The sequence below is a fragment of the Pedobacter sp. UYP30 genome (assembly GCF_040547165.1).
GTDB lineage: Bacteria > Bacteroidota > Bacteroidia > Sphingobacteriales > Sphingobacteriaceae > Pedobacter.
This window is the reverse complement of record NZ_JBEPPD010000028.1, coordinates 1-24,451: the sequence shown is the minus strand read 5'-3', so window position 1 is coordinate 24,451 and position 24,451 is coordinate 1. Positions and strand designations below refer to the sequence as shown.

At 37.8% G+C, this 24,451-nt stretch carries 24 protein-coding genes and 2 pseudogenes; 14 read left to right on the top strand and 12 right to left on the bottom strand.

The annotated features are described in order from the left end of the window. Position 1: 1 nt before the first annotated feature. Together ABIB40_RS19195 and ABIB40_RS19190 are read right to left on the bottom strand one after the other, a co-directional pair. Positions 2-1,027, bottom strand: a complete 1,026-nt coding sequence (locus ABIB40_RS19195; RefSeq protein ID WP_354361284.1) for a FecR family protein — start codon at positions 1,025-1,027, stop codon at positions 2-4. 81 nt (positions 1,028-1,108) lie between these two features. Beyond that, a complete protein-coding gene (locus tag ABIB40_RS19190; RefSeq protein WP_354361282.1) occupies positions 1,109-1,693 on the bottom strand; it encodes an RNA polymerase sigma factor in 585 nt (194 codons plus the stop codon). 275 nt (positions 1,694-1,968) lie between these two features. On the opposite strand from ABIB40_RS19190, the gene ABIB40_RS19185 reads away from it, so the two are divergent. Both ABIB40_RS19185 and ABIB40_RS19180 read left to right on the top strand, forming a co-directional pair. After that, positions 1,969-2,778 carry a helix-turn-helix domain-containing protein gene (locus tag ABIB40_RS19185; RefSeq protein ID WP_354361280.1) on the top strand — a complete coding sequence of 270 codons (810 nt, stop codon included), beginning with the start codon at positions 1,969-1,971 and terminating at the stop codon, positions 2,776-2,778. Between the two features lie 69 nt (positions 2,779-2,847). After that, positions 2,848-4,050, top strand: coding sequence for a serine hydrolase domain-containing protein (locus ABIB40_RS19180; RefSeq protein WP_354361278.1), 1,203 nt, complete (start codon positions 2,848-2,850; stop codon positions 4,048-4,050). Between the two features lie 488 nt (positions 4,051-4,538). On the opposite strand, the gene ABIB40_RS19175 is transcribed toward ABIB40_RS19180, so the two are convergent. After that, positions 4,539-4,979 (bottom strand): helix-turn-helix domain-containing protein, encoded by a 441-nt coding sequence (locus tag ABIB40_RS19175; RefSeq protein WP_354361276.1) that lies wholly within the window; start codon positions 4,977-4,979, stop codon positions 4,539-4,541. A gap of 179 nt (positions 4,980-5,158) precedes the next feature. On the opposite strand from ABIB40_RS19175, the gene ABIB40_RS19170 reads away from it, so the two are divergent. The 3 genes from ABIB40_RS19170 (at position 5,159) to ABIB40_RS19160 (ending at position 7,653) form a co-directional block, all read left to right on the top strand. Next, a complete protein-coding gene (locus ABIB40_RS19170) occupies positions 5,159-5,962 on the top strand; it encodes a CPBP family intramembrane glutamic endopeptidase (RefSeq protein WP_354361274.1) in 804 nt (267 codons plus the stop codon). A gap of 624 nt (positions 5,963-6,586) precedes the next feature. After that, positions 6,587-7,027, top strand: coding sequence for a DUF1003 domain-containing protein (locus tag ABIB40_RS19165; protein ID WP_354361272.1), 441 nt, complete (start codon positions 6,587-6,589; stop codon positions 7,025-7,027). Beyond that, positions 7,024-7,653 carry a hypothetical protein gene (locus ABIB40_RS19160; RefSeq protein ID WP_354361270.1) on the top strand — a complete coding sequence of 210 codons (630 nt, stop codon included), beginning with the start codon at positions 7,024-7,026 and terminating at the stop codon, positions 7,651-7,653. Before ABIB40_RS19165 ends, ABIB40_RS19160 begins: the two co-directional genes overlap by 4 nt. On the opposite strand, the gene ABIB40_RS19155 is transcribed toward ABIB40_RS19160, so the two are convergent. Next, positions 7,650-8,150, bottom strand: a complete 501-nt coding sequence (locus tag ABIB40_RS19155; RefSeq protein ID WP_354361269.1) for a DUF1003 domain-containing protein — start codon at positions 8,148-8,150, stop codon at positions 7,650-7,652. The two genes, ABIB40_RS19160 and ABIB40_RS19155, sit on opposite strands and share 4 nt — an antisense overlap. A gap of 643 nt (positions 8,151-8,793) precedes the next feature. Here ABIB40_RS19155 and ABIB40_RS19150 point away from each other — a divergent pair. Next, positions 8,794-9,987 carry a redoxin family protein gene (locus ABIB40_RS19150; protein WP_354361267.1) on the top strand — a complete coding sequence of 398 codons (1,194 nt, stop codon included), beginning with the start codon at positions 8,794-8,796 and terminating at the stop codon, positions 9,985-9,987. Positions 9,988-10,249: 262 nt separating this feature from the next. Here ABIB40_RS19150 and ABIB40_RS19145 read toward each other — a convergent pair whose 3' ends face one another. From ABIB40_RS19145 to ABIB40_RS19135, 3 genes are all read right to left on the bottom strand, one after another. Then, positions 10,250-11,119 carry a cation diffusion facilitator family transporter gene (locus tag ABIB40_RS19145; protein ID WP_354361265.1) on the bottom strand — a complete coding sequence of 290 codons (870 nt, stop codon included), beginning with the start codon at positions 11,117-11,119 and terminating at the stop codon, positions 10,250-10,252. A 227-nt stretch (positions 11,120-11,346) separates the two neighbouring features. After that, complete coding sequence (locus ABIB40_RS19140) at positions 11,347-11,835, bottom strand: MFS transporter (RefSeq protein ID WP_354361263.1); 489 nt, start codon at positions 11,833-11,835, stop codon at positions 11,347-11,349. Beyond that, a complete protein-coding gene (locus ABIB40_RS19135; protein ID WP_354361261.1) occupies positions 11,798-12,586 on the bottom strand; it encodes an MFS transporter in 789 nt (262 codons plus the stop codon). The genes ABIB40_RS19140 and ABIB40_RS19135 overlap by 38 nt, the downstream gene beginning before the upstream one ends. Positions 12,587-12,787: 201 nt before the next feature. On the opposite strand from ABIB40_RS19135, the pseudogene ABIB40_RS19130 reads away from it, so the two are divergent. The 3 genes and pseudogenes from ABIB40_RS19130 to ABIB40_RS19120 all read left to right on the top strand — a co-directional run. After that, positions 12,788-12,934 (top strand): annotated as a pseudogene (locus ABIB40_RS19130) (DUF2683 family protein); the annotation flags it as partial. A 169-nt stretch (positions 12,935-13,103) separates the two neighbouring features. Next, positions 13,104-14,036 (top strand): cation diffusion facilitator family transporter, encoded by a 933-nt coding sequence (locus ABIB40_RS19125; RefSeq protein WP_354361259.1) that lies wholly within the window; start codon positions 13,104-13,106, stop codon positions 14,034-14,036. A gap of 476 nt (positions 14,037-14,512) precedes the next feature. Continuing rightward, positions 14,513-14,701 (top strand): YtxH domain-containing protein, encoded by a 189-nt coding sequence (locus ABIB40_RS19120; protein ID WP_354361257.1) that lies wholly within the window; start codon positions 14,513-14,515, stop codon positions 14,699-14,701. Between the two features lie 126 nt (positions 14,702-14,827). On the opposite strand, the gene ABIB40_RS19115 is transcribed toward ABIB40_RS19120, so the two are convergent. The 3 genes from ABIB40_RS19115 to ABIB40_RS19105 all read right to left on the bottom strand — a co-directional run bounded on the left by ABIB40_RS19115 (position 14,828) and on the right by ABIB40_RS19105 (position 18,886). Next, positions 14,828-16,819: an ATP-binding protein gene (locus ABIB40_RS19115; RefSeq protein ID WP_354361255.1), complete on the bottom strand. Its 1,992-nt coding sequence runs from the start codon at positions 16,817-16,819 to the stop codon at positions 14,828-14,830. A gap of 562 nt (positions 16,820-17,381) precedes the next feature. Next, the gene (locus ABIB40_RS19110; RefSeq protein ID WP_354361253.1) at positions 17,382-17,561 is read right to left on the bottom strand and encodes a BF3379 family histone-like protein; all 180 of its coding nucleotides are present in this window, start codon (positions 17,559-17,561) and stop codon (positions 17,382-17,384) included. Between the two features lie 269 nt (positions 17,562-17,830). Beyond that, positions 17,831-18,886, bottom strand: coding sequence for a chitinase (locus ABIB40_RS19105; RefSeq protein ID WP_354361251.1), 1,056 nt, complete (start codon positions 18,884-18,886; stop codon positions 17,831-17,833). A 633-nt stretch (positions 18,887-19,519) separates the two neighbouring features. Between ABIB40_RS19105 and ABIB40_RS19100 the strand changes: the two genes are divergently transcribed. From ABIB40_RS19100 to ABIB40_RS19080, 5 genes and pseudogenes are all read left to right on the top strand, one after another. After that, positions 19,520-20,326, top strand: coding sequence for a helix-turn-helix domain-containing protein (locus ABIB40_RS19100; protein ID WP_354361249.1), 807 nt, complete (start codon positions 19,520-19,522; stop codon positions 20,324-20,326). Between the two features lie 64 nt (positions 20,327-20,390). After that, entirely contained in the window at positions 20,391-21,830 is a 1,440-nt protein-coding gene (locus tag ABIB40_RS19095; protein WP_354361247.1) for an alpha/beta fold hydrolase, read from the top strand. Positions 21,831-21,965: 135 nt separating this feature from the next. Then, positions 21,966-22,106, top strand: a pseudogene (locus tag ABIB40_RS19090) (transposase); the annotation flags it as partial. 33 nt (positions 22,107-22,139) lie between these two features. Next, positions 22,140-22,457, top strand: a complete 318-nt coding sequence (locus ABIB40_RS19085) for a transposase (RefSeq protein ID WP_354361304.1) — start codon at positions 22,140-22,142, stop codon at positions 22,455-22,457. A 441-nt stretch (positions 22,458-22,898) separates the two neighbouring features. Then, positions 22,899-23,327 carry a sigma factor-like helix-turn-helix DNA-binding protein gene (locus ABIB40_RS19080; RefSeq protein WP_354361245.1) on the top strand — a complete coding sequence of 143 codons (429 nt, stop codon included), beginning with the start codon at positions 22,899-22,901 and terminating at the stop codon, positions 23,325-23,327. A 156-nt stretch (positions 23,328-23,483) separates the two neighbouring features. Here the strand turns inward: ABIB40_RS19080 and ABIB40_RS19075 are convergent, their stop codons facing one another. Together ABIB40_RS19075 and ABIB40_RS19070 are read right to left on the bottom strand one after the other, a co-directional pair. Beyond that, on the bottom strand, positions 23,484-23,792 hold the full coding sequence (locus ABIB40_RS19075; protein WP_354361244.1) for a hypothetical protein: 309 nt from the start codon (positions 23,790-23,792) through the stop codon (positions 23,484-23,486). Between the two features lie 151 nt (positions 23,793-23,943). Continuing rightward, positions 23,944-24,336 carry a hypothetical protein gene (locus ABIB40_RS19070; RefSeq protein WP_354361242.1) on the bottom strand — a complete coding sequence of 131 codons (393 nt, stop codon included), beginning with the start codon at positions 24,334-24,336 and terminating at the stop codon, positions 23,944-23,946. Positions 24,337-24,451 lie beyond the last annotated feature (115 nt).

Sequence of the window (24,451 nt, the reverse complement as noted above, 5' to 3'; positions counted from 1 at the left end):
TTTAATTAGCTTTTATAATAAGTTTATGTGAATCGGTGTCTTTTGTTATAGTGATATTCAAAGTTCTTGCAACGGTTTCAAGAAAGACCTTTTCATTTCTAGAACTTATCGTTCCCGAAAGTTTTCTTGTTAAAATCTTCGTATCACTTACCTTTGCCTTATAACCGTAAATGTCCTCGAAATAGTTAAATATTGTAGAAACTGGAACGTCATTGAAGTATAACTTTCCATCTTTCCAGGAAGTATATTCCGCTACGTTAATAGGTTTCTTGTTTAAGGATCCACCTATGTATTCGACAATATCCCCGGGAGCAAGAATTAGCGATTTTTCTTTCTCGGTATTTAGCGCTAAACGGATTTTCCCTTTAAGTAGGGCGACTTCAGTTCGGCCTCTTCGGTCGTTCACGTTAAATGACGTGCCGAGTACTTCTACATTCAATTCGCCGGTGTGTACTATGAAACGCTGATGATTTTTAACCGGCCCATTTTTATGAAGATGATTTACTTCTAAAAATGCTTCCCCTTCAACCCATACCTCTCGGATTTTATCATTATCCCAATTCTTATCATATTTAATTTTAGAATTTGCATTTAAGGTCACCTTTGACCCATCTGGTAAAGTCAATGTTTTGAGTTGGCCATAAGGTGTTTGAACTGTTATTTGCTTGAAAGTTGAATACAATAGACCAGCTAAGAAAAGTACGCCAACTAAAATGGCCGCTGCTGCATAACGAGACCAAAGCCTGATCTTTCTCTGCGGTTTCCTATTTAGGGTAGTTTTTGCAGCAATAGTATGCCAGAGATTTTGTTGTTCTTTTATATGAAGTACTTCAGTTTCAAAATGCAGAGACAGGATAATTTCTTTGCCCTCCCTAATAATTGGGGCTAGGCCGGGATACAACTGCTGAATGGTATTCCATTTACTGTCCAGCTCTTCGGTGGGTTGACTAACCCACAGCATAAACGATTCGTCATTGATCAAATCCTCCAGGGTGCTCGACTGGTAGTCGCTTATTTGTTTGTCCATCTTTATTGCTTTGATCCTATTAGCCAATAAAGAAAAAATTTACCCCATCACAAATTAATATATTTTCTATAATATTGATTTTCAGTTCAATATTTTTATATTTAATGCCACGTAAAGCATCAAGTAAATATCTTTAGATAGATTATTACGCAAGAAATCCAAGGATCTGGCCATTATCTTATAACAGGCTTTGACTGTAATTCCCATAACCTCTGCAATTTCATCATAGGACAGTTGCTCATAGAATCTTAGAAATATAGCCTCTCTTTGCCGGGGAGTAAGCCTTGAGATCGTGAGTTGCAGTTGCTCACTAACTTGTTTGCGTTTTTCATCATCAATTAATGCCTCTTCGACGTTCAGACGGACGTCAAATTCATAATTTTCAGTCTCATCCAGTTCTTTTTTATTCTTTAGCCGGGATACTTTTTTAAGAATAAGATTTCTAAAACATTTATATAAATAATTTTTGATATGCTGAGGATTACCGATTGACTGCCTTTTAGTCCAAAATTCTACAAAGAGCTCTTGGATACAGTCCTTGATCATGTCCTTATCTTTGGAGAATTTTGAACCATAATTATAAAGTCCGGCTGAATATTTATCGTAAAAATGTGAAAATGATGTTGCGTTGCCGGTTTTAAAAGCTATCCAATGATTGGCTTCCAAATTTTCTAGGTTAATATTTAGGTTTTGCAAAGTTTTTTCCGCTAAAATACAATTTTAAGAGTGTATTCAAAACAGTGGCTTTTGTAATGTTTCCTTTCGTAAATGTAAGATGATTCTTGCAGGGATGACTTATTGGTGCATTAGGACTGATTATGCATTGAAATTATATAACTGCTATTTCTAGTTAAGCATTCTATTATTCGTGCCGTTTTTTGATAATCCTTGGTTTTCCTTAAAAAAAAATAGTCGAACAACTAAAATTGCTATATTGAGCTATGCTAAACTACGAAGAAATAATTCCTGATTTCCATCTTCGACATTATATTCGGAAGTTCTGGATCCTTGATAATTCCACATCGCTTTTGCCATCTCCTGAAAAATATGCACTTCCAAATACCTGTTTCACACTTGCCTTGATATACGGTGAAGGATTAATTTTAAATTTTCATGGTGTATCCATCCAGATAAAAAGCGGCAATTTTATGGTTGGAGAACTTACTGAAAAAATCGGTGTAAAAATCCTGCCAAATACAAAGGCCTTTATGATTCAGCTTAATCCTTGGGCTGCGTCCTTGTTAAGTAAATTCTCTTTTCACGAGCTTACCAACCAATTTTCAGAGATTATAAACATAAATAAATCACTATCTCAATCCGTAAAGGACATTGATATTTTCGATAACGCGGCAACTGTTAGGCAACTCTCAAAAATATTTGAAAACTATTTCTGTCCTACACCAGCTTCAGCATTTATCTCTCATTGCTTTCAGCTATTTGAGTCCCATCTGCTTATTACACCTTTTAAAATAATTGACCTATCCAGCTCTTCGGGTCACACTGGTCGAAGCATTGAAAAAAAATTCAAACAACATATTGGCTTAACTCCAAAACAAGCTCATAAAATATTGAAAATCAGGTCGATAATCAATGAACTAACTTTATCTAAAAATCATCTATCGTTAACAGATTTAGCATATCGATATGGGTACGCAGATCAGTCTCACTTTACGAAAACCTATTTCCAGATTATTCAAAGCCTGCCTTCAAAGTTTAACATTGAACAATATATCCTTCCGATAGAAAGCTAGTTTGTTCGCTTTTATACAATTTGACGACCTCAAATTTCATTAGTTTTGAACCTAATCTTATCAGAAAAAATGAATATCAATCCCATTTTAACCTATTTGAATATTTTTCTATTCTTGACCATTTTTGGTAATCCAGTATTTGCACAAAATAATGCAAAGCAAATTACAAGAGAATTTGAAAAGGCAATGATAAGAGATAGTTTACCCGGAATGGCTGTTGTAATGGTCAGTAAAAATCGGCCGATATACAAGAAGTGCTTTGGATATGCTGATATATCTGCAAACAAGCCATACACCTTAAAAACAACTCAAGAAATTGGTTCCGTTAGTAAAATGATATTGGCAGTTTCGCTTATGAAAGCAATTGAACTTGGCTATTTTACTTTGGACACAGAGATTAATACCATTCTTCCGTTCAAGGTTATCAATCCATATGAACCCGCTCATGCTATAACGATAAGAGAGCTCGCGACACATACATCAGGAATTGTTGATAAGCAAGGTATTTATATGAATACTTATCGCTTCAATTTTAAACTACGGCCATATAATACGGAGTTCTTGAAACCAATGAGTGCATTTGGTTACAAGCAAGCGCTTAGAGATTCATCATTTAGCAAATTCTTGTTTAATTATTTGGCTCAAGAAGGCAATTATTTCAGCCCCGATAACTTTGTTTATAATAAAGCTGGAAGGACGTCTTCATACAGTAACATAGCAACTACCTTGATCGCATATTTAATTGAAATCAAGTCGGGAGTATCTTACAAAAAGTTTACTTCGATCCATATTTTTAAACCTCTGCGCATGAAGCATTCAGCATGGTTTATTTCAGAGCTTAATTTGAATAATCAAGCCCAACTTTACTTTAATAGTAAGGTGAAAATTCCTTTATATGACTTACTTACTTACCCCGATGGTGGACTAAAGACCAATGCACTAGACCTGAGTAAATTTTTAATCGATATGATGAACGGTTTATCTGGGAAATCAGTTATTCTTAAACCTGAATCTTTTCGCGTGATGTTTACACCCCAATTTTCTAGTTTAAATAGGCCCGTAGGGATAAATTTAGCGAAAAGAAACAAAGGTGTTTTGTGGAATCTTTATACTAATGGTACCATTGGACATGATGGTGACGATCCTGGAGTTAGTTCATTTATTGAATTTAACCCTTCAACGGGCTTAGGTGGACTGTTTATGTGCAATAAATATATTGATGACAAGAGTTCGCTGACTGATATCATTACTAAAGCGATAAGTAAGTTTTAATATAAGTTATTTGAAACAAATAGACGCTTGAAATATTTCAGATAATATAATTATGTTGTAAATACAAGAGTTAGGCGCGGCACATCGCCTATCATTACAAATAGATATAATCTGATTAGAATTTTAATTCCAAGCTGCCACTTTTTTTTAATATTTGTTTTACTTATTGGTCTGCTCCGATCTAGCTTAAAAATAGCAGTTCTGCCCAGTATGCTTTAAATTACTGATTCTCTACTTATTTTCTCATTATACCCCGTTTCTTAATAATAATAGTTTTAGAAACTCTCTGATGTTAACCTATTTCCGAGTGAGAGTTATGTATTTAATGCCGTCGCTGGATTTGCTCTTTCTTGGCTAAGCCTTTAAATATTCAGCTTTCGAGATAGCTGTTCGGCCTTAAGTTCATTATATCCACAGCTGCAGGCTGCCATAGCGGTATTAATTAACAATAATTAATTTTCATGAAGGATTGCTGCCATTTTTATGTGCTACTTCCAAACGTGGTAAAGGATTGTGGCGTAAGTTATACACCCGGTTAACAGCATCAGGCAGGTTTCAAATTTAGTTTCCGGAAAAGAAGGCGACTGCAAAACATATGCGCTAAAAGATAAAATGATTATAAAAAAGGCACTAAAACTTAGAATCCATTTTCTAGCATCGTTGAGCTTGGTGGGCTCACTAACCAAAGGCTTATCTGTTTTTTCGGGTAAAAACGCCAACAGGTCAACATTTGCTGCCAATTGGCGCCAAGTATAATTCCTTGGCAATACGTCGGCATTTTCAATACGCTGAAGCGAGCGTATGCTAATCCCTGCCCTTTCAGCTAATTCCTTCTGTGTTAGCGGTTTTTTAAGACGTGCATCTTTAACCATTGCAGCAGCTTGTTTTTTGGTTAATAGTGCAATTTCTGGGACGGCATTTAACGGCATTTAGGCGACATTTATGATGAATACATGGGAATCGGTAGCAAAGATAGTAATTTGCATATATGAAAGTTCCTCAGCTAATTCATGATATTTGAAAAACCTACGTTATAGTATAGCGCATGTTTAATAGTCAGCAGTAGTTAGCAAGCACTGAATAGCCTTAAACATAAAATTATTGCATTTTGAAAACTATATCATCATACAAAAGTCTATTATACAGTCTGGTTTTATTCGCACTGTTTGGAGCAATAATCTGGACAATAAATGTACTTGGACAAAGTATTTTTCCGGGTTACAAGCTCTTTCCGTTATTTATGCGATCAATAATATTGGCGCCACTTTTAATGCTGTGTTATTATGTCAATTACCGATTCATTGAGAAAAATGCATTAAATAATGAGATACTAAAATTCAAAGCAAAATCTTTTAAACTGTATTTGGGTGGAATTGCACTAGCTTGTCTACTGCTCGCTACAATTTGGGTCGTTATCTATCTGATTTACCCGTTTGAAATCATAAGAAATAGTGGCACCAAAGTAAATTTTGCTACTGACCTAATCTCCTATAGTATGGGAAATACCCTCGAGGAATTATTGTTTAGAGGCTTTTTGTTGGTCGCTGCCATTAGGCTCTTCGGAAAAATCGGAGCTATTTTTTTTGTTTCTTTGCTGTTCGGGCTTTTTCATTTGCAAGGACTGGGAATGACACGAGGTGGGCTGACTATGGTTATTACTACTTTTACAATGGCACTGCTTTTCACAGCAGTTATTTATTATACAAAATCAATTTGGACAGCAGTCACACTTCACATAGCAGGAAATTTAATATTGCATACATTCGGATTTGACGGAACAAACAACGGACTTTTTGAAATAAGATTTTGTACTTCAAACATAAATGGCAATTTGACTCTTTTGATATACGAATTTGTCATAATTGCTTTCGCTTTATTTCTATTTCTTAGATCAAGAATAAATGCAAGCTGATGACAACCGCGGTTTTGCGAGGCATTAAATTACACAAGGCTACTCCTTTATTCTTATTCTAAAGTGAAATCACTAAGGTGTTAGTATATATTGTTAAACCTCGGTTTTTCTAATATAGCTCAATTTTGAAATCTCGTTATTTCACCGTTTAATGAGAATTTATAGTCTTTTGAGCTCTCTTTAATGAAATCAGGGGCTATCTATTAGTAATCTATTTTAATAATTGTTACTTGCTGGCCAATGCCAACTCAAAACAACATTGAAATTTTTAAGTTTCAGATTTCTTAAGAACAGCGCGCCAGTGACTTTGATAGATACCCTATGCACAATTCGCTATTTTGGGGGGCTTCCCTGTATTACATTCCAAAGTAGAGATTTTAACTGATTTGGTATGGGCTTATTTTGGCTTAGCGATTTTATCAATGTTCCACGGATCAGCTATATTTTCAATTTCTTCAAACTTCATATAAAACTCATTTATCAAAATTAAATTTACTGTGCGGAGTTCCACCGATACCGAAATATAAAATATGTTCCGACATCATTGTTGATGTTGATTTGAGCATAAGGATTTGTCGGTTTGAATCACGCATTACTCAATTAGAAACGTCATAAATGCCAAATATGAAAGATATTAAACCAGTCGAAGAACCAAAAACCTGGCACGAAGCCCATCACCACTCTTCTACTTTCGGACAAAGAATAGCGGACTCAGTAGCGCAGGGAATGGGATCGTGGCGTTTTATAATTATTCAAACTATTTTTGTTGTAGTGTGGATGGTCTTAAATGTAATTGCCTTTGTTCACCATTGGGATGTATATCCATATATATTGTTGAATCTTCTCTTTTCTACCCAGGCAGCATACGCTGCGCCGATCATTATGATGGCCCAAAATCGGCAGAGTCAGCGAGATCGCGCACAGGCCGATAATGACTACAAAACGAATGTTGCGGCAAAAAAAGAAATAGAGCATCTGGTAAAAAGGCTAGATGCTATAGAAATAGAGAAATTGGACAAAATTATCTCTTTACTGCAGCCAAAATCGGAAATAAAACAAGATTGAAAAAGATATCATTTTTCTGTACGCTTATAGCGTTTTCGTTATTCTCCAGGGCCCAGGAGAATAATGGCTCGAGCAGGGTGCACCATAATCCAATTGGGTTGTCTGTCAGAGATACCACCATAGAGTCTGATACAACAAAGGAAAATAGGGAGCCACGGTATTTTTACATGGGTATCGCATCCAATATTTTTGTAAACTCAACGGGTGGGATAGCAAAGAGGTTTGCTCTGGCTTTAGAATTTGGAAGAACATATGGCATATTTGACATAGGAATTGCTATGGGTAGACTGAGTTCACTAGCTTCAACGAGAGACAGCTCTGTATTTGTCGAAGTTAGACCCACAATCAATGTCTTTTCGAAGGGCCGTTTCTCAGAAGGCCTCTGTCTTGGTGCGGGCTATGTCTTTGGCGCCAAGGAAACATTGATGACCGAGATATGCAACAGCATAAATTTCAATATCTCAGAGATAACCCAAGTTTCCGTAACTCAGGGATATATATTTTTTGATGGTACCGAAAGTGGCAGGGGAACACAGTTTATGGGTGTGAATTTTACCTATAATTTCTTAAAGCCGCATAGCGTGAATATGAGAAGAAAGAAGGCTGCCATCATAGGCGACAACTAATCTTCTCGGTCGGGGTTTTTTTCCTCATCCCAGATTTGCTCATGCAGTCGCTGGAGGTCAATATTCTCCTTCATTGTCTCCAATTCGTGATCTTGGGTATTGATACCCATTTTTTTTTGCATTTCGTGTAGCATCTGGAGGATTTTGGTAATCTCGTTCTCTGCCCTAAAGTTAACCTCGAATTCCACTTTTTGACGTGTCTTTTCCAACCTGCCTATGCGATTTTGGCTGATCAGCACGGAAACCGATAATATTATCGCGAAAATAGATACTCCCATCTCAAGGCCCGGAAAGGGATATTTGTCAAAGGGAAGGGCGCCGGGAATGATGGCCGTATTCCATAATATCCAAACCAAAAAGATAATGGCACAGATAATAAGGAACGTGATACTCCCAAAGATATTGGTTATCCGAAGAGCAACCCTGTCGCTCAATTTCAAGTTCAATGAAAGCGAAGATCGGATATCTTTAACTGCTAAAGGTGGTTGTTTTTTCATTTTTTCAATGATTTAATTCGCATCAATGTACAAATTTAAAAAAGTTGAGAATAACGATGGTTTTAATTTATGGTATATTCAAGCCATCGTCGTTTCAAACCTTGGGTACTCAAATATCAGAAGGACACTTTGAAATTTTCTAATCATTAAGTTTCTCTGACCAATGGATAACTAAAGTGCTTTGGAATCTTGTTAAAGAACGATTCAAAAATGGGCAATACGTTGAATTCCTGTGGAATGTGCTTACCGACAACTATTTCTAAATTTCGCAACTTCCATGCTGGGTCTAAAAAACCACTGAAAACCTAAGATCAAATCAGGTGTTGTCGACCTCATTAGACAATTGTACAACTGGAATCAATAAAACACGCGACATTGGGAATAGCGATCTACGAGAGGGTAAAGTACGTGACCAAAAAAGATGAGTTTGGCAATACCAAATTTGACGGGCTCAAGGAACGGGTACCTAATTTAATCGAAAAGACAAAAAATCTCATCTGAGTTATCGCTTTATTCCACCGTTTAATAAGAATTTTGTAGTCGATCCGAACACATTTTAATTATAATAACATTATCGATTCTTAATATTTACTACCTTATCATAAATTTAACCAACAAAAATTTTGGCTTAAATATGATTCGTTTGAAAAAGATTATCCTTCCCTTGTTCTGCATTTTATCTTTAACCGTAGCGAATGCACAGATAAAAGTTGGCCAATTTGTAGATAGCTTGCCATTGCCTAAACTTCTTAACACTGAAAGTAAAATTAACAATTTGAGTCAACTCAGAGGCAAGGTAATCTTGCTGGATTTTTGGGCCACTTGGTGTAGTCCGTGTATAGCAGCTATGCCTCATCTAGATAAACTGCAAAAAACCTATGGAGGAAAATTGCAGGTAATTGCCATTTCTTCACAGAATGAAAAACGAATTCAAAGCTTTGTTGATAATCAGTCTTCTGACTTATGGTTTGGTTCTGACAGTTTAGATTTTTATAGAAAAGCATTTCCGTATAGCATTATACCACATTCAGTACTCATAGATATCACAGGCAAAGTAGTTGCAATAACAACTCCTGAAAATATTACCGCTCAAATTATTGCCGATGTGCTGGCAGAAAAGACGATTGATCTGCCCTTAAAAGAAGATAATATGGATAAGGATTCTTGGATGTCCTACTTTAAAGTCCCTGATACCGTTAAAGAATTGTTCATTATACAGCCCGAGCTCAAAGGGCTGCCGGTCATGACCAAGCAATACAAGAATGACCCTATCTACAAAAATCGCAGAATAAGTTTCTTAAATGCGTCTCTGGCATTGGCTTATAGAATTGCTTACGGAGATGTCCCTTATGGCAGAACAAAAGATTCGACTAGCCTAGAGAAACGAGCGGAAATGGCAAAACAATATTGTATCGACCTAATTGTTCCAAAGGGGCAGGAGGATAAATTAATGCATACTTTGCAAATACATCTTAAAGAGAAAATGGATGTGCAAGCAGATATTGAAAAACAGCTAAAACCCGTCTACGTACTCACTATCGCCGACAAAAAAAAGATTGGTAGTTTGGAGAAATCCAAAAGTGTTGACGAAAATTTTGATGGTAGCGGTGAAAATTTTAGTGGGAAAGGGATTCGGTTTAAACAAATTGCTCAATATTTGGAAGAGTTCGGTTTATTAGACCTTCCGGTAATCGATGAAACTAACGACACAAATAGGTACAATATATCCTTTAGTTTTATGCCCGAAAAAAAAGGTGACTTAAAAAAAACCCTTGGTGATTTGGGATTAACCTTTAAAAGAGAGCAAAGGAAAATTGATGTTTTAGTTTTTAGATAATAATCTATTTGACATTACGATTCAACTTAACGTGAACTGTCATTATTCCGCGATTAAGTGAGAAGATATCTTGACTCATTAAACCCCGGTATTTTGAGATAAATGGATTTTAATTATTGTTATTCCACCGTTTTATGAGAATAATATTTCAGATTACAAATTAATAACACTTTATAAGGTTTTCAAGTTAATTTACGGCTAGATGTTTGCGTATTTGCATTGATTCCACGTAGACATTCTCGCGCAGAACTTTAAAGACCTCTTATTCATTCGGCTCTATATGGATTAACACTTGGCCCAAATTTTCTATTTCTTTTTGTAGATAGTCTTTGAGCCTATGCGCGATATCGTGCCCCTCCCTTACCGAGATATTACCATCCACAATAACATGTAGATCAACAAGAAACTTCATACCTGCTTTTCGGACAAAACATTTCTCCGTTCCCAAAACGCCATGCACTTCCTTAGCTTTTACCCTAATTTCGATGATGAGGTCACCGTAAAGTTGTTCGTCCATGATCTCCCCTAGAGCTGGTCTTAAAATAAGATAGCTATTATATAAAATAAATCCAGAAGCAAATAGAGCTGCCCAATCATCTGCAGTCTCAAATCCCTTTCCAAATATGATAGCAATCGAAATTCCAATAAATGCCATTACCGAAGTTATCGCGTCACTTCTATGGTGCCAGGCATCTGCCTTGAGCGAAGAGCTGTTTGTCTGTTTGCTTTTCTTGATTACGATCTGAAATGAAATTTCTTTCCACACAATAATCAAACCTAACACAATCAAAGTCCATGCTTTTGGAGTCTTATGCGGTATCTGGATATTCTGGATACTTTCATAAGCAATGATCGTGGCAGAAACGACAAGAAAGACCACAACAGCAAAAGTTATTAACGGTTCAATTCGTCCGTGTCCATAGGGATGGTTCTCATCAGGTGGCCGCTTGGCATATTTAAAACCTAATAGCACCAAGAGCGAGGAAAAAATATCCGTAGTGGATTCGATCGCGTCGGCAATCAAGGCATAGGAATTACCGAGGACGCCTGCAAGCCCTTTTATCAGGGCTAAAGAAGTATTTCCGATGATGCTAAAGTATGTTGTTCGTATTGCGGTTTGTTCGTTATCCACTTTTCTTTTTAAAATTATCAATTATTCATAAATTCCCTATATATACTTTGATTGCTGTAGCCTAAAATGAACAATTTATTGATAGCCTTTTGCCTGTGGCCGGAATAATTCCGCATAGCGGCCGTTCTTTAATATTAATTCTTCATGCATACCAGCTTCCAGTACAGTTCCTTTATCCAATACCAAAATCCGGTCAGCTAAACGCGAGGTAGAAAAACGGTGCGAGATTAATATGGCTGATTTCCCTTCTTCGCTGAGCTCTTGTTAAAAAACAAAGCTATGAGTAATAAGGCACCCGAAAGGACACCGCCGAGTAGAAAATCCTTACCTGCGTAATGACTGCCGGTATAACCCGCTATCGGGTAAGCGATAGCCCACCATAAATGTGAAAAGGCAAAGTGCGAACCATAAACCTTGCCCTGCTCATTCTCGGGAATATTCTCACCGATCAAAGTTTCCGATGGCATTTCAGCCAGACTTTGTCCCAAACCGGCAAATAACCACAAAACCAACATCACCGGATAGCCTACGAAATTGGTGATGGAAATAGCGATCGCCAACACCGCCGCGCCAACAATCAACGAGAACCTGCGTGTTTTGGTTTTATCTAAGCTGCCAGCCACAAATGCCGCTATACTGGCTCCGATCCCAAATGCCGCCATCACCCAGCCGTAATGCTTATCGTCTAAATGTAGGCCGCTTTTGATATGGCCCACGGTATTCACCAGTATCTGAGACCCCTGCGATCGCCGAAACGAATTCTATAAACAGCGCAAACCTGATCAGGGGATTTTTAAATAACAACCGGACACCTTTAATTGCATCGTGCCAGGCGGTAAAGGTCTTTTCATTTTTTTTTACGGTATGTTGTAATTTGCTGGCCGGGAGCATAAGAATTAAAACAGCCGCCAGCACAAATGACCCCGCATCAATAAAAAATATTTGCCTCGCGCCGAACCAAATGGCTAATATCCCCGCTAAGCCCGGCCCTAGGACACCTAATATCTGAAAGGTGGCCGTCGACAAACCAACGGCCTGCCGGTAATGGATATGGTCTACGACTTGAGGTATAACAGCTCGGTAGGTTGGGGTGAAAAAGGCGTTAAATACATTGAGCGAGAAAACCAGCGCATAGATCTGCCATTCCTGGTGGATGAATGGCAGGCAAGCGACGATAGCCATCCTGATAAAATGGGTGGTGTATAATATCATCTTCCGGGGTATCCGGTCGGCCAATACCCCTGCAAATGGCGAGAAGATAATAAATGCGGTAACACGCAGGGTTAGCGCGGTAGCTAAAATGATTGCCGATTTCTCTTTACCAAATTGGTAAGACAGCAGGGCTAGACCAACCCAGGTAAAAGCGTCCCCCAGCAGGCTGATCGATTCCGCAAAATACAATGTCGCGAATACCCGATTTTTTAAGACCTGGAAGGATTCTTTAAACGCTGTCAGTTTACTCGCCACTTACACAATCTTTTAGATGTTCTATAGAATTTTCATTTTGGACGACTTACATCGTCGGGTGTCTGATCTCGAATTGCTCGTGCAATTTAGGTAAAAGTCCTATAGCGGACCCGTGTAAATTTTGTGCTTTCTTTTAATTTAGCCCACGTATAATATATTTGCGTTTATGGAAAGATTAATAATTGAAACAAAAAACCGGAAAGAATCATAGCTGTAAAAGCCTTTTTAAAACCGTTAAAATTTAGCTTCAAAAAAGGAGAAGAAAGTCCTTATAGATGTGGGTTTGTAGCTAAATCATATGAAACTTTCCCACCATCGAATTTCTTGCCCGCCCTAAAAATAAGATAGATAAACCTACTAACTTCATCTACAAATTTTTGTAAGGCTCCATTCAATTTTTATTTTTTTTAACTTTGCATGACTCTGGGACAATGAATTTTATATAAAACCTAACTTTGACCTTCAGGAGCAATGCATACCGCTCGTTCATTGATCGATGTAAATAAATTAATAAGGCATGACAAAAAATCATAACCACCAGCACGAAGGACACAACCATCAGCATCATGCCGTAATAGCATTGACAAACGTAAATAACGCATTTATTGTGGGGATTGTGTTAAATATGCTTTACGTGATTATTCAAGTTTTTATAGGTTTCCGCATCAATTCCCTGGCATTACTATCTGATGCAGGGCATAATTTTTTAGATGTTGGTGCATTGGCTCTATCGCTATTGGCTTTCAAGCTTAACAAGTCGAAAGCCAATAATAGATATACCTATGGCTTCAAAAAATCGTCCATTCTTATTTCGCTCTTTAATGCAATAGTATTGTTGATTTCAATCGGCGCGATAGGTTATGAGGCGATTTTGCGTTTTAGGCATCCTGAACCATTGCCGGGTATTACCATAGCCATAGTTTCGGGTATAGGCATTATTGTCAATGCTGTTTCAGCCTTGATGTTTTTTAGAAATAGGGATTCAGATCTAAATGTAAAAAGTGCTTTTCTCCATTTAGCTTCCGATGCGGTTGTTTCATTGGGTTTGGTTATTGGCGGAATAATCATGTACTACACCCACATTTATTGGATTGATCCCATTTTAAGTTTGGTCGTTTGTGCTGTAATTATCGTGAGCACTTGGAATTTGTTGAAAGATAGCTTACGCCTTTCGTTGGATGGCGTGCCGGACACAATTACCTTAAAAAAAATAAAAGCAGCAGCTTTAAAGGTAAAAGGTGTCGTAGAGGTTCATCATATCCATGTTTGGGCAATTAGCACTACACAAAATGCTTTGACAGCACATTTAACAGTAGAGAACGATACTACTATGCTGCAAATACAAAAAATAAAGGAAGAAGTGAAACACCATCTCCAACACGAAAATATTCATCACCCGACATTGGAGACAGAAACCCGACTTACCCGCTGTACGGAAAATGAATGTTGATTTCACGAACCGAAATAATAATACTGGACCGTATCTGATCATGGGACAAAAACCTTCCATAAAATAAGTAAAGGTATCGACAGCATGTTCAAAAAAGGCTATAATTTATCATTTTGGTCGAATAATCCCAACATTAACGTAGGTCGCTCCTCTGGCTTTTGTTTGCATTAATCTACAATTTCTTCTATGCTGGTTTTCTTTTGGAATCTGGTTGACATCCATACATTGTAAATGAAAGTTTTCAAGTTTAGCCTTTAACAATTAGATTTAGCAACTGATATCAGGACCCCCACGTTTTTATAAGATGGCTCAGCTTTGGACTCTCGTTATCCAACGGTTCAACGAAAATTGGCCAGCGTGATAAAAATGAACGAAATTATCTCAAGTTAACAGCAGCACAACTATCAACTTACACTATTCATAAAAAGTAAGAACTATATTCTGACCTTTATGTTCTTTATAAAACTAAAAACACAATGGGATTGATAAAAAATGCACTACTCGGTTTTGCTTTATATAAGGGAGTACAATACCTAATAAATAAAAACGGATTTGGCAAGTCCAAACTTGATGAATTAAAAGACAATGCGCCAAAGGTTATCGATAAAGCTAAGAATTTAAAAGATAATCTATTGGGTACTCAAACTTTCAAGGGCGCGAATTAAGGTAAATAGCCCGTTCTTCTTGATCTTCTCCCCTACATTCGCAAACTTTTGCGGCAGATCAGGGATTCTTTTTAATGTGAGCACTTGTTTTGTAAAAGATAAGGGTTATGTGAAATCAATTTTAGATCATATCAATGGTAACGTGAATGTAAAGGTAGAACCTTCACCCGACTTACTTTCGACAGAGATTTCGCCTTCATGCCGCTCGATGATTTCCGCACATAGGTAAAGGCCTATCCCGAAACCTGCAATGTTATGGGTTTGCTTGTTTTTTATCCGATAATACCGGTTAAATAGTTTTTCAATATCATCTGGTTTTACGCCCATACCATGGTCTGTAACGCTAACTCTCGCACTGTTATGATCCTTACTGCACGCTACCCGGATAATTTTTCCTTCCGGTGAATATTTTACAGCATTGGTAAGCAGATTGGTTATAACAGACCCTATCTTGTCCCGGTCGGCATAGATATCTAGCGCGTCACTGGGCATAAGATCGATAGAATGGCTCGTTACCGTAAGTTTGATCTCCTCAATAATTTCCTTGATCAGCTGATCCAGATGAAAATGTTCTTTCTCGATATGTATTTTCCCAGATTCCAAACGTGAAATATCAAGGAAACCCTTGATCATATTTGCCATTTTCTTTATCTGTGTGTTGGATTTTGATATCGCCCCCACAACAAACTGATCGCTATTGTTTTTTAACTTTAGACTTAACATCTGTAAAAGTGCGGTAAGCGAGGTCAACGGCGTTTTCAGCTCATGGCTAACCATTCCGATAAAATCATTTTTTCTGATCTCATCCTGTTTTCGCTCAGTTATATCCATCACAGAGCCGACAAATCGAAGAGGTTCGTCCTGCTCATCAAAATAAGCTTTACCCATGGCTCTCACCCACCTTAACTGATGATCTTCTACACCGATGGTGCGGTATTCTTCATCATAATTCCCGTTGCTGATCGATTTGACAAATACATTCTTGATTATGGTATCGATCCTATCGATATCATCGGGGTGGAGGCCGGGCAGGAAATCTTTTTCATAGGTAACCCTATCATTATGGCTGATGCCAAAAAGTGTACGGCAGCGTTTGTCCCAATCCATAGTCCCCTTCTTCAGGTCAAGATCGAACGTTCCCAATTGCGCTGCTGTTACTGCCATTGTTAAGTTGTCCTGGGCTTTCACCAGTTCCAATTTGGACAATATTGTATCTGTAACCTCAATAACAAATACAAGTATGCCATCTGATCTGTTTTGGGCATCAGTTCTAGCTTGATAGATAAAATTGAAATATCGGTCTTCAATCGGGCCGTTTTCATATCGGGCCAGGGGAACCAGCAATTCGTTCCCCTCGTAGGTTTTTCCTGTCTGATAAACTTCCTGTAAAATTTCCCAGATCGGTTGTCCCTTAATTTCTGGTATGGCATCCAATAGAGCCTTCCCCAGTAATTTCCGGCTCGGAAAAAGTTGTTGATAGAGTGGATTGACCAGCTCAAAAACCAGATCAACTCCATCAAGGATACAGATCCCGACAGGAGTTTCCATGAAAAACCGATTTAATCTATCACGCTGACCTTCTGCCTGTAACTGAGCAATACGCAACTTTTCGTTCGCCTCGGTAATTGTGTTCAGGTTTTTTACCTTACTTGTTGTCTCATTACAGATTACCAGCACTCCTGCCGGATCGCCTATTTCATTATCTACCCTCGTATAACTAAAAGTCCAATAAACATCTTCCAATCTGTTATTGCGAAATATTGGGATGAGTTGATCTTCCTGCCAGATCGACTCGCCGCCAGAAAGCACCTGGTCGATCATAGGCTTGATAACCGCCCATATTTCAGGCCAGCATTCTTCACCCCGTTGACCAAGAGCTGTTGGGTGTTTTCCTTCGATTCCCAAGCTTGGCCGGTACGCATCGTTATAAAATTGTATCAATTCTGGGCCCCACCACAAGAACATTGGAAACTTAGAATTGAGAACCACGTTCAAAAGGGTCAATAAACTCTGCGGCCATAACCGGACCGCTCCTAAAGTTGTCGTAGACCAGTCGAAGGAACGGGTCAATTCCCCCATCTCTCCGCCAGCGCGTAATAATTTGGACTGAGCTTTCATAGAGACCAAATGTATGAAAACGGGTTAGTTTATTAGACACGTAATTTTTACCTAATAAGACCACCAAGGAGCTGCTTATTTCTGTGGCGGGCGGTTCCGAAATCAATTTTCTGTCGTAAATAAAGGAAACATTAAAAATATCGTAATTTAGTTGACTGTTCCTTTATCTTCTTCTAATAAATATAGGTTCAACCGTTCGATTTAAGGTAATTTGTAGTTAAGCTACGACGTCTGAATGAAGAAGAAGAGGGAGTGAAAAGCAATTGCGAAATTGCGTTGTAATGAGCAAGATACGGAGGTAATTTTTATAATACCTTGGCAACATGTAAATGGGATATTCCCGTACTTCGCAAAAAGCTAGAGAAAGCTCTGCAAAATCTCTCTTCTTCCACCATACCGTCACTGGTCGATATTGGGACCGGATAATTTTTCACTAAGGTCAATTGGGGAACCATGGGGATTCCCTCGGGATCTCCGCAGAAATCAGGTCGTCGTCTATGATAACGAATAATATACCGCCGTTCTATTTCCGGTTTCCCGAGATAGATATGGGAAGGATAGATTACTTTGGCGTACTTTTTTTGCTTGACACTTCTTGGCGCATCTCTTGGGCCAGACCCTTTAACCTGATCATCCCCGCCCGCAACCTCGTACCGGCAGATTTGTTGCCTTTCTCATAGAAAGCGGTAACATCAGCCTCGAGTGTTTTTATTGTTTTTTTTATCTCGTTGAGTTTTTCCATTTCTGAATTTATAGATGTTATCTGTTGCAGTTGTGAAAATAGGAAATACTTTTTGATTAAACAATTGTACTTTTTATATTAACGGCGAGACAACATGATTTTCCCGTAGCATCTGATCAAATAGGAAGGCTCTATTACATTATCAATAATGGCCGTTTCTTGAAACTAATTATGCCTATCGATTATCATTTATCCACCTAAGTTTTGCTATAGAAATAACCGATATTGGTGGACGTCAAAAGTCTAGCCTTCTATTAATTATCATCATATCATGGGACAAATGGTGTCATTTTTCCGCACGAACAAGAACAGTTTTTGTCCACGGCCCCCAACTTCTTCAAAAAAAATCTGTAAAATCCAATTCGATCATTCATTGCCACCATATTTTCTCCCAGACCACATTCTAACCCTCCGTTAATAATATCTATGGTCATTCCAAATCCGGCAGTGTATCCTAAACCCTTTTCATTTGCACTCGGATGCCACTTCTTTGCGATCACCTCGTGAGCGGAAGGCTTTTTACCTTGTGGAGTCATCCAAAAATAAATCGCAGATTCAAAAGCAACAACAGAATCCTTTTCAACCATTTCTGGCTTTTTTAAAAGAACAAATTTGTTGCCAAAAAGTGCTTCTGATGCAGCTCCGTAGTTTCCATTGTAACTTAGTTGCAGAGGTCCACGTCCGTAGTATTTCTTGTTGGCAAAAGCCGGATACACCTTATTTGGAATTACATAAGTCGAATTTGTATCTAATTCATGTTTGGCCATCAATCCGTCATCAAATGAATTGGTCATTCCTCTTCTTGTTTCATGGGCAATATGGGCAAGAAAAGCGGCTAACTCCTTCTCTCCTGTATGAGGTTCTGAGCAAAAATCAGCATAGTCGACAGTTATTACATTGTATGGTTTGTTCTTTGCCCATTCCTCTTCCCAATCAACATCCTGTCTGATCACCTCGTCTGTACCTTTGGTCATTCGAGTAATCTTGTAAATCCAGTCCCCTCGCCTTTCGATTTTCAATTTTATTTCGGACATATTGTTGACTGCCTTTAATAAGGAAGAGTAACTGTAAAAGCTATTTTTTTTTGGAAATAGATTATTGAAGTCTGTTGCCGATAACTTATATATTGAACTTGGTATTCGCTTTTGAGAACATCCTGCAAGCAATATAATCAGTAAAGCCGTTAAACTGATGTTTACTAGTCTTAAATTTTTAATACCCACCAAGCGTTCAGTATTTTTGATACAATAAATTTCGATAAGTTCTTTTGAAAATATAACGCTGCTTTTTTTAGAGTGAATTGTATTTGATTTTAACTTTTTCATAGAAAAAATATAACATTGGCGTGTATATGAAAACTTACTAAATAATTTATTGTTTTTTTTACTAATTGGTAATTGTTCTGTACATTCTCAAACATATTGAGAATTACCGTTATTCAAATATAATTGATGTTTTAAATAATACTGACAATACAAGATAATTTTCAAATGTACAAAATGCAGGTATAATCCTTAAGTCTATTATCTGTCCATAACAGATAAAAAGATATGTGCCGTTTCTTAGCTAGAGAAAAGTCGTCTCATCAAACCCCCGTTTTTCTAAGAAAGTTCATTTTTGAGGTACCATTATCCCAACGTTTTATGAGAAATATTGTTTTTTATCCGAACTGAAGCATTGGAAGTGTTATACGTAATATATATTTACTAAGGTTTTTAAACCATTTTATCGATTTCTTCATTAGCTTAAATTTTAGAATCAGATTGCACACCAATAATTCAATTTCACGTAAAAGAGTCAACCCAAGTAAAAAACGTCTAAACGCTTTTAAAAGTAACTTCGTTTTGTATTATCTTACATTCCCAACCTTAATGTAAAAAACAATTGTATTTACGAATTTAAATCGCGAGTTCATCAATAAATGGGCTATTTTTATAGATATTGCTAAGTCATAAAACATGGTTGAGATATTTCAAAATATCCGTAAAATATATAAGTTTAAAATCCCTTGTGGAGAATTGGTTAATTACATCGAATTTTATTCTCAATCAAATTCCGATTGCTCTTTTCAAGGAATGAGAAATGAATTTTCGCCGGTAAAAATGTTTCCCAGTTGGACACCTACTTTTTATATTAACCTTGGTGCCCCTTATTATATAGACTTAAAGGACAGCCGATTTTATGTGAAAAAGGGAGAAGATGTTTTGATATTACGAAACGGTGATGTTACCCGACATAAACTGCCTACTGATAATATATTTACTGTTAAATTTAATCCTGGTGGGATGGAAACTATTTTAGGTTTCAATCAGGTTTCAATTATTGATCAAGTTATTAATCTAACTCAAATTTTGCCATCTGAACTACTGCGAAAAATAAAGCAGTCAATAAGTTTTGAAGAAAGAGTGGAACTTATCGAATCCTATTTGTTAGAAATATTCGTTAAGCGAGGTGACCAAGATCACTATATAAATATCGTTAATAATTGCATTGGCGAATATCGAGCATCTGGGATGCAGTTAAATACTTCTAAAGTTGCAGAAAGAATGTTCATTACTTCTAAAACCATCAATCGTTATTTTAATAGGGTGATTGGTGCCTCTCCTAAAAGTTACTTTTCAATACTTCGTGGAAGAAATGCGCTAACAGGGTTCATTAATGATAAGGAAAACTTTATTCCAATGAGCTACGGTTACTACGATTTAAGCCACTTTCATAAAGATATAGTTAACTTTACTGGCCAAAGACTGACAAAACATTTATAAATTGTCCGTTTTTTACTTTCAGCAGGCGATCCCAATTCTTTTCTTTGTAAGCTAAACAACACTCATGAAAATATTTTTTATAGCCCTGCTTTCCTCCTTTTTTTTCAGTCAAACCATTTACAGTCAAAAGTATAAGCCAATTATAGAGCCTTTTCTTAGAATGGTTAAAGCAGATCCAAGACTGATTTTAAAAACTGGTTACCTCGTCGTACCTGAAAATAGAAATAAACCGAATGGACGAAAGGTGAAAATTCCATTTTTATATGTACGTAAACCAGATCAGGATGCTCATAAAAATATTTCGCTTTACACAACAGGCGGGCCGGGCTATAGCACAACGGTAAATATTGATAGTATAAGCTATAACTCTGGCTTTTTGGCATTTGGCGGCTTTATTGCGTTCGATCAGCGCGGGTCAAAACGCGCGAAACCATGTCTGGACTGCATGGAGGTAGCTTCAGCCATTAAGCGTAGCTACAAGGATGGGAAAAACAAGGATAGCCTTCTATTAGCTGCCGTACAGGGATGCAGAAACCGCTTTAAGGCGCAAGGAGTCGATTTATCAGCATACAACACCGTAGAGAGTGCCGAAGACATAAATGATTTGAGGTTAGCGTTAAACGTTGATTCCCTTAATTTAGTTGGTGTATCTTACAGTGGAGGTCTTATGCTTACAATGGCACGTATTCATCCTGAAGGAGTTCGTACGTTAATCTTAAATTCGCCGCTTCCAGGATATGTTAATTTTGAAGAACACGCGTTATTTAATATTAATGAGGCATTGGAGCAAATATTTAAAAATTGTGAAACAGACTCCTCATCTGCGAGATATAAAAACATTAGAGCAAGGTTTCATCAATATTTCACATCAATCACCGGGAAAAAATTTAATATTTCTTACAAAGAGAAGGATAGTATTAATAGTATTAATGTAATTTATACTAAAAATGAGTTACTTGATGCGGTATTAGACCGACTAAATTCCCGGCAAGTTAGTACTGTGGCTTCAGTAATCATTGACATCATAGAAAGTCACCATGAACAATATGTTAGAGAAGTCCTCGATGGTGCTTTTGAAGGAGACGTGAGTCTTTCTCTTGGAATGCGTTACTCCGTTTATTGCACAGAACAAATAGCTTACGCTGATCCTAAACTGGAAAAGCAGCAGTCTCAGGTGCTTCCTTGGCTGGCTGGCTATCGATTTAATAATGTGAACCATGAAATATGTGATTGCTGGCAGGTAAAACCTGAACCAAAAATCGCAAAACAACCCATATATTCAAGCATTCCCGCGTTGATATCGGGCGGCGATGTAGACCCTGATTGTCGAACATTCTATAACACATTAATTAAACGTTACATGCCCAATAGTCAATTGCTGATTATCCACAACAAGGGACATGCTCCAGGATTTACTGTCGATGGAACGGATTATGTAAAACTTTTCTTAGCCAATCCAAACCAAAAACTCAAATCTCAATCTAAAAATTTGATTGTAGAGTAACACCATCAAAAAATATTAGGTTAAATTTAGACCCTGTTTAAAAATAATAAAATTTATTATGTGTTGATAAGTTGAAAAAAGGGCTTCGCCAATCGAAAGAATAGCGATTGGCAACGGTGATTATAAAAAAAAACTTTGAACTTTAATGACCGAAAGTGTAAGCATTGCCTTCGTCTTATCTGGGATGGCATCCACTATCTGGTCAAAACGGCCTGTCAGTGGCGGATGTTGTTCCTTAACTTTCCCAAATGGCAACTGGTCTATTATTACTATAAAAAATGGGCCGATCTATGCAAGATCGACATTCTCATGGAAAACTCAGGGAGAAAGTTAGGTAGGCTACGGCCAAATGCCGAACCCAGCCTGGGTATAATTGATAGCCAAAGCGTAAGGTGGGGGAACAATAGGTCTCTGAACAGTTTTGACGGCAATAGAAAGGTAAAGGGCATAAAAAGGCACGTGGTTGTGGACATGAATGGTTTCTTGATAGCGGTAATGGTTAGGGTGGCACATATCCAAGATAGCAAAGCGGTCATCTTACTGATTCGGGTGCTAAAGGATTTCCTCTGCAGCGTAAAAGTGATCATTGCCGACGGCGTTACAGGGGGAGATAGCGAGGGGGGTTAAAAAAGGCATTCGGCTATGTGCTCCGGGTGGTCATGCGCACAATGGAAAACAAGGCCAGTTTTAAGCCCGTGGGCAAAAGATGGGTGGTAGAGAGAATTTTTTTCGTGGCTCGACAACGATAGAAGACTTTGCAAAAACTATGAGCTGCTAATGGAAACATCCGAAACGATGGTCAAATTATCCGCTATAAAGTTATTATTGAATAAAATTTAAACAGGCTCTAAGATTATTTGGACTATTGGAGAAATCCCGGGTGAGAAAATTTAATATTTTTAGGTTTGAGTCCTCGAAGCTCTGCTTCGATTTTTCTGTAATCTTGACAGTTAGCACTATTTTACTACCTCTCGGGCTCTGCCCCGAGGTAGTTTATTACTAAAGATAATGTTAAAGATTTAATTTAAATGTTCCGAGGTTTGCAATTCTCATTATACCCCCCGTTTTTTGACACAATTTTTTGGCCGGTTGTGGGCCAATAGAAAAACGGTACATATCAATGCGGTTAAGGGCTACCTTACAGCTGCCTCGCGGTACCAGGTATGTAGACATATAGCAGCCACCAAAATTATTCCTATTGATTATAAATTTAATGTAGAAGGGTTGTCTAACCGTACGGTGTCCAGCACCGGCTATGAGCGGCTCACCACTACCGATCTTGATACGGAACTGCACAGTTCTTTGGACGATCTTCCAAAAACATGCAGGGAGATTTTCCTGATGAGCCGTAAGCAGACTTTGAGTAATGAAGAAATTGCCGGAAGATTGGGTATGTCAAAACGTTCTGTAGAAAACCAGATCACTTTTACACTGAAACATCTGAGGGGCGCACTGGAACATATTTCAGTGTTAGTGATATTCCCGATAGGCTGGTAAAGCCTGAGGAGGGTTTCAAAAAGAATTTAAATTATTTTAACACCACACAATGTTTCCGCGGAATATGCGCTTATGTATATGAGAACGTTAATTTAGATAATGGGACTGGTCGGTATGACTAGCCCCATTTTCTTTTTTATAGCGCCCGTGGCTGGATTAGCCAGCTTGAACGGTAAGAAATTCAATCAGGTTTTCTTCCAGCAGTTCTGTATTGTACTCCACATCTATAGCATTGTTTGATACCACCAAGTCATCTTCCGTAACAGTTACAGTAAATGCAGCGTTATCAATTACCTCAGGGAATGAAATATTAATGATATCGGCAACGTGGGCATATTCAATAGTTAGGCTGGAATCCAGCTTGGTGTTGATAAATTCTGCAAACTCTTTTTTCAAAATGTCGAAAAGTTGTTCTGCGCTCAATGGTTTAACGTTTTTAATGGGTTCCATGGTATATGTTTCCAATACAACTGTTTTTTGCTGTATATAGTTTTGGCAGCTAAGAAATAAGGCGAATAAGGGGTAAAGTGAATTTACTTCGGGTACTGTTCAATATAGGATTGCCTGGTAATCATATGCAGATAGGGGTAGTCGCCAGATAGCTGTTTACGCTGTTTCAACTGGTATAAAAAATGACCCCCCAGATCTGCAATAATGGGGTGCTTCGCCTGGTACCACATACGGTGCGGATTTCTCCAGCAAAAAGAATAACAAAAGAAGTTAGCGGTAGTGCCTTCAGCTCAGGGTGGTAGAAGGTCAATATGTTAGGCTTGCCACGACCGGTAAGCAGTTTTCTAATCATAGAAAGGTGGTCTGTGTGGCAAAATTCAAAGTCTGCCAAATGGGGATGATCCACATCCGGCAAGGCTTTCAAAATTCGGAAGCTTTTGAACTTATCGTAATTAAATACCCAAATCGGCTTTTTGTAAAAGGCTTCCCTGCTTTCCAGCTCATCAAGGTATATCGGTGAATTCTGAAATTCCAGGGTAGTACAGCGGGGTGTGCACATCCGCGCAATTTAACTGTCCGTGGATATTCCGACCCATACTACACCACCCATTCCGAGGCATACTGCACCAGCCATTCCGAGCCAAAGTACACCAGTTTTTGTTTGAGGTAGAATA